The sequence below is a fragment of the Amycolatopsis sp. CA-128772 genome (assembly GCF_002904295.1).
GTDB lineage: Bacteria > Actinomycetota > Actinomycetes > Mycobacteriales > Pseudonocardiaceae > Amycolatopsis.
Window position 1 is genome coordinate 108,023 of sequence record NZ_PPHG01000087.1, and the last position, 15,364, is coordinate 123,386.

The 15,364-nt window shown below is 74.2% G+C and carries 11 protein-coding genes and 2 tRNA genes; 2 read left to right on the plus strand and 11 right to left on the minus strand.

Annotated features, from left to right (window positions below):
• Positions 1-61: 61 nt before the first annotated feature.
• Positions 62-313 (minus strand): DUF4287 domain-containing protein, encoded by a 252-nt coding sequence (locus C2L59_RS38120; RefSeq protein ID WP_103354454.1) that lies wholly within the window; start codon positions 311-313, stop codon positions 62-64.
• A gap of 77 nt (positions 314-390) precedes the next feature.
• Complete coding sequence (locus tag C2L59_RS38125) at positions 391-1,143, minus strand: bifunctional 2-polyprenyl-6-hydroxyphenol methylase/3-demethylubiquinol 3-O-methyltransferase UbiG (RefSeq protein ID WP_103354455.1); 753 nt, start codon at positions 1,141-1,143, stop codon at positions 391-393.
• A gap of 93 nt (positions 1,144-1,236) precedes the next feature.
• Here C2L59_RS38125 and C2L59_RS38130 point away from each other — a divergent pair, with 93 nt between their 5' ends.
• Positions 1,237-1,836 (plus strand): TetR/AcrR family transcriptional regulator, encoded by a 600-nt coding sequence (locus C2L59_RS38130; RefSeq protein WP_103354456.1) that lies wholly within the window; start codon positions 1,237-1,239, stop codon positions 1,834-1,836.
• A gap of 68 nt (positions 1,837-1,904) precedes the next feature.
• Here C2L59_RS38130 and C2L59_RS38135 read toward each other — a convergent pair.
• Positions 1,905-1,976, minus strand: a tRNA-Val gene (locus C2L59_RS38135).
• Between the two features lie 36 nt (positions 1,977-2,012).
• Positions 2,013-2,087 (minus strand) — tRNA-Val (locus C2L59_RS38140).
• Between the two features lie 168 nt (positions 2,088-2,255).
• On the opposite strand from C2L59_RS38140, the gene C2L59_RS38145 reads away from it, so the two are divergent.
• Positions 2,256-3,695: a DHA2 family efflux MFS transporter permease subunit gene (locus C2L59_RS38145; protein WP_103354567.1), complete on the plus strand. Its 1,440-nt coding sequence runs from the start codon at positions 2,256-2,258 to the stop codon at positions 3,693-3,695.
• 601 nt (positions 3,696-4,296) lie between these two features.
• Here C2L59_RS38145 and C2L59_RS38150 read toward each other — a convergent pair.
• From C2L59_RS38150 to C2L59_RS38180, 7 genes are all read right to left on the minus strand, one after another.
• Positions 4,297-7,614 carry a serine hydrolase gene (locus C2L59_RS38150; protein WP_103354457.1) on the minus strand — a complete coding sequence of 1,106 codons (3,318 nt, stop codon included), beginning with the start codon at positions 7,612-7,614 and terminating at the stop codon, positions 4,297-4,299.
• Entirely contained in the window at positions 7,611-8,567 is a 957-nt protein-coding gene (locus tag C2L59_RS38155; RefSeq protein ID WP_103354458.1) for an ABC transporter ATP-binding protein, read from the minus strand. The genes C2L59_RS38150 and C2L59_RS38155 overlap by 4 nt, the downstream gene beginning before the upstream one ends.
• A 73-nt stretch (positions 8,568-8,640) precedes the next feature.
• Positions 8,641-10,518: a dipeptide/oligopeptide/nickel ABC transporter permease/ATP-binding protein gene (locus C2L59_RS38160; RefSeq protein WP_103354459.1), complete on the minus strand. Its 1,878-nt coding sequence runs from the start codon at positions 10,516-10,518 to the stop codon at positions 8,641-8,643.
• A 1-nt stretch (position 10,519) separates the two neighbouring features.
• Positions 10,520-11,506 (minus strand): ABC transporter permease, encoded by a 987-nt coding sequence (locus C2L59_RS38165; RefSeq protein WP_103354460.1) that lies wholly within the window; start codon positions 11,504-11,506, stop codon positions 10,520-10,522.
• Positions 11,503-13,095: an ABC transporter substrate-binding protein gene (locus C2L59_RS38170; RefSeq protein ID WP_103354461.1), complete on the minus strand. Its 1,593-nt coding sequence runs from the start codon at positions 13,093-13,095 to the stop codon at positions 11,503-11,505. Before C2L59_RS38170 ends, C2L59_RS38165 begins: the two co-directional genes overlap by 4 nt.
• Positions 13,092-13,982, minus strand: coding sequence for a serine hydrolase (locus C2L59_RS38175; protein ID WP_199199483.1), 891 nt, complete (start codon positions 13,980-13,982; stop codon positions 13,092-13,094). Before C2L59_RS38175 ends, C2L59_RS38170 begins: the two co-directional genes overlap by 4 nt.
• Entirely contained in the window at positions 13,979-15,364 is a 1,386-nt protein-coding gene (locus tag C2L59_RS38180) for a serine hydrolase (RefSeq protein WP_103354462.1), read from the minus strand. The genes C2L59_RS38175 and C2L59_RS38180 overlap by 4 nt, the downstream gene beginning before the upstream one ends.

Below are 15,364 nucleotides of genomic sequence, written 5' to 3' on the forward strand. Positions count from 1 at the left end.
ACTCGCGTGATCGGGCGCGGAACTCGCGTGATTGGCGGGGCATCTCGGCGGGGCCGCCCGGTCAGGGGCGGGCGGCCAGGCCGTCGAGGTGGAGGGTGCCGTCGGTGTGGTGCTCGGCGACGAACTCGGGGCCCTTCGTCACCAGGCGGGCGATGGCCGTCGCGTGGCCGTGGCCGAGGGCGTGTTCGGTCTTGAGCCAGGCGACGAGCTCGCCGTGCTTCGTGAGGTTCTTGTCGGCCGCCAGGTCGAGGAAGCCGCGCGGGGTGATGCCGGTCTGCTTCTCGGCGTTGTCGAGGTAGGCCTGAAAGGACATGGGTGACTCCCGGGTCGGACCGGAGGACGTCCGGCTCGGGCCGGCTGCCACCAAGGTCTCACCGACAATTTTTTTTGTCAAGCCTTCGACGCAACGACGGCCAGCGTCGTGTACGGCAGCACGAAACTCCCGCCGAGCCCGTCGATGGCCGCGCCGACCTCGGCCAGCACCTCGGCCAGCTCGGCCGGCGGGACCCGCGTCAGGCCGCCGGTCGTGGGCAGGAAGTCCAGCCACTCTTCGCTCGTGTACGTCCGCTCCCAGGCGAACCGCCAGCGCTCCGGGTCGCCGAGGCCGTCCGCCTTCGCGAGCGCGTCGGCGAAGCCGGCGAACATCACGTCGTAGAGGTCGCCGGCCGGCCGGGACTCCGCCGCGAAGGGCAGGCCCGGCAGGACCCGCCGGCACGCCGCGGCGAGGGCGTCCGCCACCTCCGCGGGCGGCTGGAACGCGTGGGCGAACACGGCGAGCAGCCCGCCGGGCCGCAGCAGCCGGGCGGCCTTCGCCGGACCCGCGACCGGGTCCACCCAGTGCCACGCCTGCCCGGCGACGACGGCGTCGAAGGTCCGCCCGGCGGGCTCCCAGTCCTCGAACTTCGCCGTCTCCACCTCGATTCCGCCGCGGCGGGCGAAGGCGGCCATCCGCGCGTCGGGGTCCACGCCGAGCACCCGGCAGCCCGCGGCCCGGAACTGGCGGGCCTCGATCCCGGTCCCGCAGCCGACGTCGAGGACGTCGCCCCCGGGGCTCGCGGCGACGATCCGGTCCACCAGCTCGCGCGGGTACTCCGGCCGGGCGCGGTCGTAGCGTTCGGCGTCGCTCCCGAAGGATTCCGCCATCGAACGGGCTTCATGCGGTTGAGTGGGCATGCGCCCACTCTAATGGGCACTCGCCCACTAGGACAACCACCGGCCGTACCGGAGAATGGGCGCATGCCGACCGGGGTCCACCTGCGCGACGTGCGCAAGCAGCTGTTCGACGCGGCCGGGCGGGTCCTCCTCCGCGACGGCCCGAACGGGCTGACCAGCCGCGCGGTGACCACGGAGGCCGACGTCGCGAAGGGCGTCCTGCACCGCCACTTCGCCGACTTCGACGACTTCCTGGCCGACCTGGTCCGCGACCGCATCACCCGCTTGGCCGACCAGGCGGCCCTCCTGCACGCGGCGGCCGGCACCCGGACGGTGGTGGCCAACATCGTCGACGCCCTCACCGAGTTCTTCGACCCGGTCACCGTGGCCCTGGCGAGCCTGATCTTCTTCCGCGACGAACTCCGCGCCCGCCTGCGCCGCACGGCCGGCGGGTTACCCCTTCTGGTGGAAGCCGGGGAGATGCTCACGACGTACCTGTCGGCCGAGCGCGAACAGGGCCGCATCGCGGCGGACGCCGAAGCGGAATCCCTGTCCCTGTCGCTGATCGGCGCGGCCCACCTGCTCTTCGCGGGCCGCCGCCGGAACACCCGGCCGGCCCCGGAAGAGCTGACGAAGCTGGCCGGCACGGTGCTGGCCGACGTGCTGCAACGCCGCCTGCTGTGACCACCACGGTCCGAAGTGGATCAAACGCCGGAAGCCCCGTCCGTGGACGGGGCTTCCGGTGAATCGCGTGGGCGATACTGGGATCGAACCAGTGACCTCTTCGGTGTGAACGAAGCGCTCTCCCCCTGAGCTAATCGCCCGGCGTACGAACTTCACGAAATCCGGGGGTGGACTCGTGGTGCGCGATACTGGGATTGAACCAGTGACCTCTTCCGTGTCAGGGAAGCGCTCTCCCGCTGAGCTAATCGCGCGCTGCGGAACTTCGTACTGGCGGAAGCATATCGGACGTCCGGAGCGGGCTCGCAGGGGGTCGGGTGTACCGAAAACCGCCTGACAGAACCGGTCCGAAACGGGCACACTGCGAAGGACGTCCCGTGTGCATCGCGGCCGTCCCGGCCGACCAGGAGAGTCCCACCCCGATGACCGAAACCGTCTCCACCCCGCCTTCCGGCCTGCACCGCGCTCCGGCGCGCTCGGGGCTCCTCATCGGGGTTCTCGTGCTTTCCGCGTTCGTGATGATCCTCAACGAGACCATCCTGAGCGTCGGGTTGCGCGACCTGACCGTCGACCTGCGCGTGCCGACCACCACGGTGCAGTGGCTGACCAGCGGGTTCCTGCTGACGATGGCCGTGGTCATCCCGACCACCGGGTTCCTGCTGGAGCGGTTCTCGCCGCGGCAGGTGTTCCTGTTCTCGCTGTCGGCGTTCAGCCTGGGCACGCTGGTGAGCGCGCTCGCGCCCGGGTTCGCGCTGCTGATGACCGGGCGGGTGGTGCAGGCGTGCGGCACGGCGGTGATGCTGCCGTTGCTGATGACGACGGTGATGCGGCTGGTGCTGCCGGAGCGGCGCGGCGCGACGATGGGCACGATCACCATCGTGATCGCGGTCGCGCCGGCGATCGGGCCGACCATCGGCGGCGCGGTGCTTTCGCTGGGCTGGCGCTGGATGTTCTGGATCGTGCTGCCGCTGGCGATCGCCGCGCTGGTGACCGGCGCCCTGCTGCTGCGGCTGGACGGCGAACGCCGCCGGGTGCCGCTGGACGTGCCGTCGGTCCTGCTGTCGGCGATCGGGTTCGGCGGGCTGCTGTACGGCCTGTCCGCCGGCGGGGAGCAGGCGGGGGCCGAGCCGCTGGTGCCGGGCTGGGTGCCGGTCGTGGCCGGAGTCGCCGCGCTGGCCGTGTTCGTCTGGCGCCAGCTGCGGCTGCAGCGCCAGGACCGGGCGCTGCTCGACCTGCGGCCGTTCACCCACCGCAGTTTCGTGGTCGCCCTGGTGCTGACGGCGCTGCTGTTCGTGTGCCTGATCGGCGCGGCGGCGATCATGCTGCCGCTGTACCTGCAGACGGTGCTGCACGCCAGCGCGTTCGTCAGCGGGCTGGCGATGCTGCCCGGCGGCCTGGTGCTCGGCCTGCTCGGCCGCCCGGTCGGCGCGCTGTTCGACAAGGTCGGCGGCCGCCCGCTGGTCATCCCGGGCGCGGCGGCGATGGCCGCTTCGCTGTGGCTGTTCGCGGTACTGGGCCCGGACTCGCCGCTGATCGCGGTGATCGGCATCCACGTGCTGATGATGGCCGGCCTCGGCCTGATGATGACGCCGCTGTTCACCGAGTCGCTCGGCGTGCTGCCGGGCCACCTGTACTCCCACGGCAGCGCGATCCTCTCGACGCTGCAGCAGGTCGCGGGCGCCCTGGGTACCGCGATGTTCGTGACCATCGCCACCCTGGGCAGCCACGACACGACGGCGGGCAGCCCGGACGCGGCCGGCCTGCGAGCGGCGTTCATCGTCGCCGGCATCGTCGGCCTGCTGGCGTTCGCGGGCAGCTGGCTGATCCGCCGGGGGCCGGCACCGTCCACTTCGGAGCACTGAGGATCCGCTCCGCCCGGGGCAGGGGAGCCGGGGTCCGGGCCGGGGCGAGGGCTGCCTATGGGCTGGGCTGGGCTGGGCTGGGCCAAGCCAGGCCGCGCCGGGCCGAGCCCGGGTGGGGTCCAAGCCAGGCCGCGCCGGGCCGAGCCCGGGTGGGGTCCGGGCCAGGCCGCGCCGGCCGCGCCCCGGGTGGGCCAGGCCCGGGCCGGCCAAGCCTCGCCGGGCCGCGGCGCTCCGGGCCGGCACAAGCCAAGCCGCGCCCGGGGAAAGCGCGCCGGAACCCGGGTGAGCCAAAGCACAACCGAGCGCGAGGCGCACCCGATCCCCCCCGTTCCTGCGGCAGTCCCCCGCGCCGGGCCGACCCTTCAAACGTCGGCCGGCATGCAAAAAAGTCCCGCTTCCGCTCGGCGAAGGCTGGGGGGAGACCTGCGAGCGGAAGCGGGAGTTCGGGGCCGGTACGGGGGTCGCCTCGCGGCGGAAGGCTCGACACGGCTCCAGCCGGACTGGTTTTCCGTGACGGCGAGGGGTGAGGCCCGGGGACACCGCCGTACCGACACCCCTTACAACGCCCCGCCTCCGCCGGTGTTCCCCGACGTGACCCGGCTCATGCCGGCACCTTCGGGGTGGCTCGGACGCCGCTGTGCAGGTACCGCTCGCCCGTCGGCAGCGTGTAGAACGTCGCCGAGATCCACGACTTGGCGCCCGGCTCGCGGAAGGCGAACCGGGAGCCGCCCATCGGGATCAGGTCGTGTTCCGTCGTCGGTTCCGGGACCAGGGCCGCGATCGGGCCCGTGATCGTCTGCCGCATCCGCAGCCCGGACTCCCCTTCGAAGACCTCGATCCGCATCGACGCGCGCTCGTAGACGCCGACGAACTCCGCGGCGTCGACCGGCGGCGGCGTGGCGGCCGGTGCGATCGGCGCGGGGAGAGCCACCCCCGCCAGCTCCGCGAAGATCTCGCGGTACAGCTCCTCGTACAGGTCGCGCGTGTTGCCGCCGTTGGTGAGCAGGGTGACGGCCAGGCCGTGCGAGGGCAGCAGCCGGAGGAACGCCGACTGGCCGATCGTGTTGCCGTCGTGGCCGATCACCCGGTGGCCGTCCCAGTCGAAGCGGATCCAGCCGAGGCCCCACGAGTCGCCCAGCGTGTGCTTGTCCGGCATGTCCGCCTGCCACTCGGTCATCGCCGCCGCCGACGCCTCGGACAGCGCGTCGCGGCCGCCGGCCAGGTGCATCCGGGCGAAGGCCAGCACGTCCGCCGCCGGAGCCGTGATCAGGCCCGCCGGGCCCGCCGAGCGCGGGAGGCCCCACGCCGGAGCCGGCGACGGAGCACCGTCGCCCGCCGCGACGTGACCCATCGCCGCGCGGTGCAGCAGCGCCTCCTCCGGGAGCGTGCCCGTGCGGGTCAGGCCGAGCGGGGTGAACAGCCGCTCGCGCAGGGCCGCGTCCCACGTCTGGCCGGTGAGCTTCTCGATCACGCGGCCGGCCAGCACGAACCCGGAGTTGCAGTAGGACAGCGTCGCCCCGAGCGGGTGGTTCTGCGCGACCTGGTCGAGCAGGCCGGTGAACTTCTCCACGCAGTCGTCGCCGCGGCCGGTGTCGGTGAAGACGTCGCCGTCGATGCCGCTCGTGTGGGTGAGCAGGTGGCGCAGGGTGACCTGCTTCGTCACGTCGGGGTCGGCCAGGCGCAGCTCGGGCAGCACGTCGGCGACCGGCGCGTCCAGGTCCAGCAGGCCCTCGTCGACCAGCTGCATCGCCACCGTGGCCGTCCAGACCTTGGTGATCGAGCCGATCTGGAACACCGAGTCGTCGGTCACCTCGACCCCGGTCGCGGTGTTCAGCAGGCCGTGGCTGGCCACCACCTGGTCGTCGCCGCGCAGGATGCCCAGCTGCGCCCCGGGAACGCGGTGCTTGCGGGCGAGCTCGGCCAGGCGCCGCCGCCAGTGCGCGGCGTCGAGCGGTACCCGCGCCGGCTTGCCCGGCTCGCCCGCGTGCTGCTCGACCCAGTCGACGATGCGGCGGTTGAAGTCCGCGCGGTGGGACGGCTTCCCGTCCAGGATGAACAGGTGCGACGCGCCCAGGTAGAGCACCATCCGGGTCGGCACGCCCTGCTCGCGCAGCGCGGTGAACCACTGCTCGGCCTGGCCGGCCGGGCAGCGCTCGTCGTCGGCGCCCTGCACCACGAGGGTCGGCGTGCGCACCTTTTCCACCTGCGCCAGCGGGGAAAGGGCCGCGTAGTGCGCCCGGTTCTCCGCCGGGATCGCGCCGAGCTCGGCGACGCCGAGGTAGTGGGCGCTGTCGGACGTGCCGGCCATGCTGACGACGTCGCTGACGACCCCGCCCGCGACGGCCGCGGCGAACCGGTCGTCCCGGCTGGTCAGGTAGCAGGTCATGTAGCCGCCGTAGCTGTAGCCCGCGACCGCGAGCCGGCGCGGGTCGGCCACGCCCTCGGCGACGAGGTCGTCGAGGGGCTCGAGGAAGTCCTTGGCGTCGGCGAGGCCCCAGGCCCCGACCGCCGCGGTGTAGAACGCTTCGCCGTAGCCGTCGCTGCCGCGCGGGTTGAGCAGCAGCACCGCCCAGCCACGCGCGACGAGCTCCTGGTGGTAGAGGTGCACGGCGTCCGCGGTGCCGTTCCAGGCGTTGTGCGGGCCGCCGTGGATGTCCAGCAGCAGCGGCCGCGGGCCGGTGCGGGCGGGGTCGCGCAGCAGCCAGCCGGACACGGCCGTGCCGTCGGAGACGGTGAACTCCCGCTCCTCGTGGCGGAACGGCTCGAGCTCGGCGTCCCCGTGCGAGGTGCGCACCTCCACCGCTCCCCCGGTGAGGTCGACCGTCGCGATTTCGCCGTACGACGACGTCGTCGCGAGCACGATCGCCGCCGTCGTCCCGGCGACGGACACGCCGGCCACGGCGGTTCCGGCGGCCCCGGTGACGAGCCGCGGCTCGCCGCCCTCGCCGATCGCGTACAGGTGGGTGTATCCGCGGTCGCGGACGCAGAACAGCACGGTGCTGCCCGAGAGCTGCGGGAGCGCGCCGGGGTAACCCGGGCCGCCCGGCATGACGTTCCGGTCCAGCGAGGCGGCCAGGTCGGTGGTTTCCCCGCCGTCCAGCGGAATCCGCAGCAGCCCGAGGTGCCCGGGCGCGGTGTCGCGGCGGCCGACCGCCAGCAGGGCGGTGCCGTCGGCGGTCCAGGCGACCGCGCCGCACATGCCGTCGCCGGCACCGATCCGCCGCGGCTCGGCCGCGCGGTCGCCGGGCTCGACGACGTACGCGGCGGACCGGAAGGTCAGGTCGGCGTCGGCGTCCGGGCCGGCCGGGAAGGCCAGCAGCCGGCCGTCCGGCGACCAGGCGGGATCGCCGGCGTGCCAGTTCCCCGACGTCACCCGGCGGACCTCGCCGGTGGCGACGTCGAGGACGTGGACGTGCTTGCGCAGCGTCCGCAGCAGCCCGGCGCCGTCGGCCTTGAAGTCGAGGCGGTCGGCGACCACGGGCGCGCTCGCGCGACGGGCCCGGGCCGCGTCGTCGTCGCCTTCGCCGGCGTCGAGGTCGATCGGCGCGGCGAAGGCGATCTCGGCGCCGTCGGGGCGCCACACCGGGGTGCCCGCGCCGAGCGGGAGCGTGGTGACCTGCTCGGGCTCGCCGCCGTCGGCGGGCAGCAGCCACAGCTGCGGCGGCCCGTCCTGGGCGCGCAGGAAGGCCAGCCGCGTGCCGTCCGGCGACCACGCCGGCGCCAGGTCCGCCCGGCCGCGGGTCAGCCGGCGGGCCGGCCCGCTCCCGGTGGCGACCTGCCAAAGGGACCGGGTGTCCTCGTCCTGGCCGCGGTCGGCGGTGCGCAGCACGTAGGCGATCCGCGTGCCGTCGGGCGAGAGCGCGGGCTGCTCGGGAAACTCGAAGGCGTACAGGTCGTCGATGCCGGGACGTCGGGTCATGCGGATCTCCTCGTGGGATGGCTCGCGGCGTAGTGGCACGCCGCGGAGTGGGGCCGGTCCGCGGCCGCGCCGGCCGGGTCGGCGGTGACGCAGGCGGTGCGGTCCGGGTGCACGAGCGGCCCGATCGGGCAGCGCGGGTGGTAGCGGCAGCCGGACGGCGGGTGGTGCGGGTCGGCGGGTTCGGTGTCGGCGAGCGCGTCGTCGCCGGTGTCGTCGAGCAGGTTCCGGCGGGCCGAGGGCGCGGCGGCCAGCAGGTCCCGCGTGTAGGGGTGCTTCGGGTCGGTGAGGACCTGCTCGGCCGGCCCGGCCTCGACGATCCGGCCCAGGTACATCACCGCGACGACGTCGCTGACGTACCGCACCACGGCGAGGTTGTGCGAGATGAACAGCATCGACAGCGCAAGCCGCCGCTGCACGTCCCGGACCAGGTTGAGCACGGCGCCCTGCACCGAGACGTCGAGCGCCGAGGTGATCTCGTCGGCGATCAGTACCTTCGGCCGGCCCGCGAGGGCCCGGGCGAGCGCGACGCGCTGCCGTTGCCCGCCGGAGAGCCGGCCGGGCAGCGCCGTGGCGCGGTCCGGGTCCAAATTCACCAGTTCGAGCAGCCGGGCGACTTCGGCCCGCCGCTCGACGCGGGAGGTCCCCGGCGGCATCGCCTCGGCGATCGACTCGCCGACCGCCATCCGGGGGTCCAGCGACGAATACGGGTCCTGGAACACCATCTGCAGCGGGCGCCGCCGCGGCAGCCGGCGCACGTCGGTGCCGTCGAGCAGCACCCGCCCGGCGCTGACCGGCGCGAGCCCGGCCGCCGCCCGCGCGAGCGTCGACTTGCCGGAGCCGGACTCGCCGACCAGGCCGACGACCTGCCCGGACGGGACGGTCAGGCTGACGCCGTCGACCGCGGTCAGCCGGCCGTAGCGGACGCTCACGCCGTCGAACTCCAAGGCGCTCATGCGCGCGCCTCGCTGACGCTCGGCGCCGCCTGAGCGGCAGGCGCAGTGTTGGATGATTCGTCCGCGGGCTCACTCATGCGGCCCCCTCCTCGTGCGACTGTCCGGAAAGGACGGTGACCTGCGGGTGCCAGCAGGCGACCCGGTGCCCCTTCCCCGCCGGCTCGAGCACCGGGTCCTCGGTGCGGCAGCGGTCGGAGGCCAGCGGGCACCGGGCGGCGAACGCGCACCCGCCGGGCACCTGGTCGGGCTCCGGCGGGCGGCCGGGGATCACCTCCAGGGGCCGGTCGCGGTCGGTGTCGAGGTCGACCGTGGCCGCCAGCAGCGCCCGCGTGTACGGGTGCTGCGCCGGCGCGCCGGTCGGCAGGTCTTCGACGACCCGGCCGGCGTACATCACCAGCATCCGTTCGCACGTCTGGGAAACGACGGCGATGTCGTGGCTGATCAGCAGGATCGCCGCGCCCTCGGTTTCCCGCGTGCGGGCCAGCAGGCGCAGCACCTGCCGCTGCACGGTGACGTCGAGCGCGGTCGTCGGCTCGTCGGCGACGATCAGCTTCGGGCGGCCCATCAGGCCCATGCCGATCATCGCCCGCTGCCGCATCCCGCCGGAGAACTCGTGCGGGTACTGCCGGGCTCGCCGTTCGGCGGCCGGGACGCGGACCGCGGCCAGCCGGTCCACCGCGCGGGCGAACGCCTGCCGCCGCGACAGGCCGTGGTGCCGCTCCGACACCTCGGCCAGCTGCCCGCCGACGCGGCGGGCGGGGTTGAACGACGTCATCGGGTCCTGGAACACCATGGCCAGCGCCGTGCCGAGCTCCCGGTCCGACGCGGTCGCCAGGGGTTTCCCGGCGAACTCGAGCCGGTCGGCGGTGACCACGCCGGGGGCCTCGACCAGCCGGGACACGGCCAGCGCGGTCAGGCTCTTGCCGGAGCCGGATTCGCCGACCACGCCGATCGCTTCGCCGGCGCGGACGCTGAAGCTGACTCCGCGCACCGGAACCGTCCAGCCGTTCGGACCGGGGAACGCCACCCGCAGGTTGTCCACCACGAGCACGGCGTCCGCGGGCGGCTCCGGAAGGGCCGGCCGTTCCGCCGGGGCGGGCGGCGCGGCGCGCCGGGTCAGCCGCGTGCGGACCCCGACCACCGCGGCGACCGTCTCGCCGACCAGGTTGAACGCCAGCCCGGCGAGCACCACCGCCGCGGCGGGCGCGAGCGCGGCCGCGGGGTTGACGTAGATGCCGTCCAGCCCTTCGCGCAGCAGCCGTCCCCAGTCGTAGTCCGGCGCCTGCACGCCGATCCCCAGGAACGACAACCCGGCGAAGGCCAGCAGCGCCGAACCCGCGCCGATGGTGGCGTTGACGACGAGCGGCTCGCCGATGTTCGGCAGCACGTGCCGGACCAGCAGCCGGATCCGGCCGACGCCGGCGATCCGGGCCGCGGCCACGAAGTCGCGCCCGCTCACCGACGCCGAGAGCGTCTGCACGAGCCGGGCGAACGCCGGCGCCGTCGCGAAGCCGATGGCCAGCACCGCGCCGTGCGTGCCGACGCCGAAGATGACCGCCAGGAACAGGGCCAGCAGCAGCCCGGGGAAGGCGACGGCGATGTCGACGACCGCGATCAGCAGCCGGGCCGCCCGGCGCGGCAGCACGGCCGGCAGCGTCCCGAGGACGACACCGGTGCCGGCGCCGATCGCGGTGGCGAGCACGGCCAGCCCGACCGAGAGCCGGGTCGCGACCAGGGTGCGCAGCAGCAGGTCGCGGCCGAGGGAGTCGGTGCCGAACGGGTGCGCCCCGGACGGGCCTTGGCCGATCGCGTCGGTGTCGATCGCGGCCGCGCCGTCACCCCACAGCAGCGGCGCCAGCACCGACAGGACGACGACCAGGGCCAGCAGCACCGCCGAACACGCGCCCACCGGCGTGCGCAGGGCCGCCGTCCACGTCCCGCGTCGAGCCATCTCACGCCTCCCGAATGGCCGAGCGCGGGTCGAGCAGCCCGAGCACGACGTCGACCAGCAGGTTCACCAGCAGCACGCCGACGCCGTAGACCAGCACGATCCCCTGGACCAGCGGGTAGTCCTTCTGGAGGATCGACTGCACGATCGTCGAGCCGAGGCCGGGCCAGGCGAACACGTTCTCCACCAGCACCGTGCCCGCGACCATCCCGGTCAGCATCAGGCCGCCCAGGGTCAGCGTCGCGGTCAGCGCGTTCGGCAGCGCATGCCGGACGTAGACCAGCCGCGCGGGCAGCCGCTTCGCCCGCGCGGTGCGGACGAAGTCGGCGCCCAGCACGGAAAGCAGCTCCACCCGCAGCATCCGTGCGAGCACGGCCGACGGCCCGGCCGCGAGGGCCGCGACCGGCAGCACGTACGCGCTCGCGTCGTCGCCGCCGGCTACGGGGAACCAGCCGAGGCCGACCGCGAGCAAGGCCACCAGCGCCACCGCGACCAGGAACTCCGGGACGGCCGCGAGGAAGACGCTCACCGAGGTGAAGGCCAGCTCGGTGCCCCGGCGGCGGCCGCCGCGGGTCCGCACCGCGAAGACCACGCCGACCGGGATCGCGACGACCAGCACCACCGCGAAGGCCAGGATCGCCAGCCCCAGGGTGGCCGGCAGCCGGTCGCCGATCACCTGTGTCACCGGCTGGCCGCTGCCCATCGACGTGCCGAAGTCGCCGGTGACCAGGCCACGCAGGTAGCGCCCGTACTGCACCCACAGCGGGTCATCGAGGCCGAGCTCCAGCCGTTTCGCCCGCACCAGCTCGGCCGGCGCCGTCATCCCGAGCGCGGCCCGCACGGGATCGCCCGGGACCAGGTGGATCATCAGGAAGGCCGCGGTGACCAGCGCCCACAGCGAGACGGCGAACCGGGTCAGCCGCCGCGCGGCGAACGCCGGCCATCCTCCGCCGCGCGGCCGCGCGGGCGCCGCCACCGCCGCCGTCGTCATCGCGCGTACATCCGGATCGACGACGGCGTGACGCTGCCCTGGCTGACGTCGAACCGCGTCCCGTTCGCGTAGATCGGCACGACGGAGTCGATGTAGGGCACCACGTCGACGCGCTTGACCAACGCGGTCTCGGCGGCCTCCCAGGCCGGGCAGCTGGCCGCACCGGCCATCGCGGCCGCCTGCTTCACGCCCCGGTCGTACTCGGGGTTGGCGATGTGGCCGAAGTTGGTCCCGTCCGGCGCGGCCGGGCCGGACACGAACGGCACCAGCTGGCTGGGCAGGGTCAGCCCGAGCGGTCCGAGGGAGACCTCCCACTCGCCGGTGCCGAACAGCACCTGGGACAGCCCGGGGCTGTCGACGGCCTTGAGCGTGACGTCGGCGCCGAGGGACTTCCACGTCTGCTGGGCCAGTTCCGCGGTCGGCGCCATCGTCGGGCCGAGCTGGGTGCCGTAGAGCACGGTGAGCGCGAGACGCTTGCCGCCCTTGACGCGCACGCCGTCGGCGCCCGCCTTCCAGCCGGCCGCGTCCAGGGCGGACGCGGCGGCGGCCGGGTCGTGGTTCGGCAGGTGGCCGGTGACGGTGTCGCCGGAGCACGCCTTCGGGTCGGCGGTGACCAGGCTCTGCGACGGCTTGCCGGTGCCGTTGGTCAGCACCTTGCCGAGCTGGGCCAGGTCGAGGGCCTGGGTGAGCGCGCGCCGCACGGCCTCGTCCTGGCCGGGGCGGCCGGCGGCCTGGTTGTAGAAGATCTCCCCGAGCGGGGCGAGGAAGTCGGCGTGGAAGAGCTTCCGCCCTTCGAGGCGCTGGCCGTCCGGTCCGTTGATCTGGCCGGCGTTCAGCTCGCCGGACAGCAGCAGGTTGGTCGCCGTCGAGGTGTTCGGGATGACCCGGGCGACGACCTTGTCCGGCAGGCCGGGCTGCTGCGCCTGCCAGTCCCCCGGGCCCCAGGTGTAGTCCTTGCGGCGGGTGAACGTGTAGTGGTCGTTCGGCACCACCTCGGTGACGGCGAACATGCCGGTGCCGCTGCCGCCCGTGGCCAGCAGCTTCCGGTCGGCCAGGCCCTTGCCGCAGACGATCGGCAGGCTGCCGACGTTGCGGAGCAGGAACGCGTCGGGCGCACCGCTGGTGACGGTGACCGTCCGGGTGGCTTCGTCGGCGGTGGCCTTGGTGCCCGGCGTGATCGTCAGCCCGGAGTACGGCGACTTGTTCGCCGGATCGCCGACGAACGCGATGTTCGCGGCGACGTCGGCGGCGGTCAGCGGGGCGCCGTCGGCGCAGGTGATGCCGGGCCGCAGGGTGAAGGACGCCGTGGTCGTCGTGGCGTCCCACTTTTCGGCGAGCGAGGGCAGCGGCTTGCCGTCGGGGGCGAGGTCGAGCAGCGGGTCGTAGAGGAACCGGTCGACCTGGCCGGTGACCGAGAGCACCGACATGTGCGGGTCGAGGTTGCCCGGGTCGGAGGCGATCCCGAGGGTGAAGGTCTTGCCGTCGGCGAGGGTGCCACCGGTCGCGCCGGCGTCACCCGGTCCCCCGCAGGCCGTCGCCGCGAGGGCGAGCGCGCCGAGCAGGACCACCGCCGTCCGTGTGTGGGTCATGGGGTTTCCTTCCGGAGGTGGTCCACGGCGAGCCGGCCGGCCCGGCCGATCGCCGCATCGACGGCGGGCTGGCGCTCGGCCAGGGAGTCCGCGCGGGTGAAGACCGCGACGGCGAAGCGGCGGCCGTTCGGGAACGACACGACGCCGGCTTCGTTGCGGACCGCCGGCAGGGTGCCGGTCTTGGCCGCGATCGCGACGTCGGAAGGGAATCCGGCCGAGAGGCGGTGCGGCCAGATCTGCCGCGCCATCATCGAGCGCACCCGTTCGCACGCCGCCGGGTCGCCGGCGCGGCCGGTCCACACCGCGTCGAGCAGCTCGGTGATCTCGCGCGGGGTGGACGACGTGGTGCGCTCGGGGTCCAGCACCGCGAGCTTCCGCGTCTGCTCGGGCGTCGCGCCCGCGAACACGGCGTCGAGGTCGGCGCCTTCGGCCGCGCCGAGGTCCGCGAGCACCGAGGCGAACAGGTCCTCGCAGCAGCCGATCAGCCGGGTGCGGCGCAGGCCGAGGTCGGTCAGCACGCGGTCGACCGCCTCCGCCCCGACCCGGTGGTAGACGACGTCGGTGGCCGCGTTGTCGCTCATCGTCAGCATGAACAGCGCGAGGTCGCGCCAGCTCATCTCGACGTCGTCGGCGCAGCCCGCGGTGCCGATGCCGCCGATGCGGTAGCGCGGCCCGACGCGGGTCCGGGCCGTCTCGTCCAGCCGGCCCGCGGCCACCTCCCGCGCGTAGGCGACGGCGACCGGGATCTTGAACACCGACGCCAGCACCACCGGGTCGTCCGCGCCGACGGCCACCTCCGGCCCGCCGCCGATCTCCCGCGCGTGCAGGAAGCCCCGCGCGCCCGCCTCGGCGAAGACGGCGGCGATCTCCGCTTCGACGGTGCTCACGCCGTCACCCGCCGGTCGGCGCGGCCGGTGTGCAGGTACAGCGCGCGGCCGGTGCCGTCGTCCCCGACGAAGGCGTGCGGGATGTACATGCCCTGCATCGGCTCGGCCAGGATGAGCGTGTCGCCGTTCAGCGCGACCAGCTCCGTCTTCTCCGGCTTGGCCAGCTCGGCGAAGATCCCCTTCGGGACGCGCTCGACCCAGACGCGGCCGTCGTCGTCCTGGCTGACCACGATGTCCGCCACCGACGACGAGTACTCGCCGACGTACCGCGAGGCGTCGAAGCGCGGCGCGGCCGGGTCGGGCACCGGCGGCACCCGCAGCTCGATCCCGGTCAGCTCGCGCAGGAGGTGCCCGACGACCTCGGTGTAGACGGCGATCGTGTCGCCGCCGTTGGTCAGCAGGGCCACCGCGACGTCGTGCTCCGGAGCCAGCCGGAGGAACGCGGACTGGCCGATCGTGCCGCCGTCGTGGCCGACCACCGGCCCGCCGGGCGCGTCGAACAGGGACCAGCCCAGGCCCCACGCGTCGCCGAAGAGGCCGAGGTCGGGCAGTTCCACCAGGCGTTCCCGCATGGCGCGGGCGCTCTCGGCGCTCAGGACGCGCGTGCCGTCGGGCCCTTCGCCGTCCCGCAGGTGCATCGCGGCGAACGCGACCAGGTCCCGCGGGCGCATCGCGAGCATCGAGCCGGCCGGGGCGTTGGACGGCGTCAGCGCCCAGGTACCCGTGGGTTCCGGGTCGGTGCCGGGCTCGGCCGTCAGGTGCCCGAGCGCGGCGCGGAACCGGATCGCCTCGTACGGGCTCGGCGCCGCGTGCGTCAGGCCGAGCGGGGTGAACAGGTGGTCCTGCAGGCATTCGTCGTAGGTCTTGCCGCGCAGGACTTCCACGACCCGGCCGAGCACGCAGAACGCGGCGTTGTTGTAGGAGAACATCTCGCCGGGCGGGAACAGCTGCGGGACGTCGCCCAAGGTGGCCACGTACTTCTCGATGCAGTCGGCGCCGCGGCCGGTGTCGGTGAAGATGTCGCCTTCGAAGCCGGCGGTGTGGCACATCAGCTGCCGGACGGTGATCCGCGCGGCGGCGGCGGCGTCGCCGAGCACGAACTCCGGCAGGTACTTCCGGACCGGCTGGTCGAGATCGAGGACGCCGTCGTCGACCAGCTGCATGGCCAGGGTGGTCGTCCAGACCTTGGTGATCGAGCCGATCTGGAACAGGGAGTCGGCGTCCGCTTCGACGCCGGTGCCCCGGTTGAGCACCCCGGCGGCGTGGTCGATGACCTCGCCACCGGCGTACACCGCGACGGCCGCACCGGGCACGTGGTACTCGGCCAGCAGGGCGGGGAGCCGGGTGTGCAGCCAGGCGGAGAGTTCGGGGAGTTTCGACAT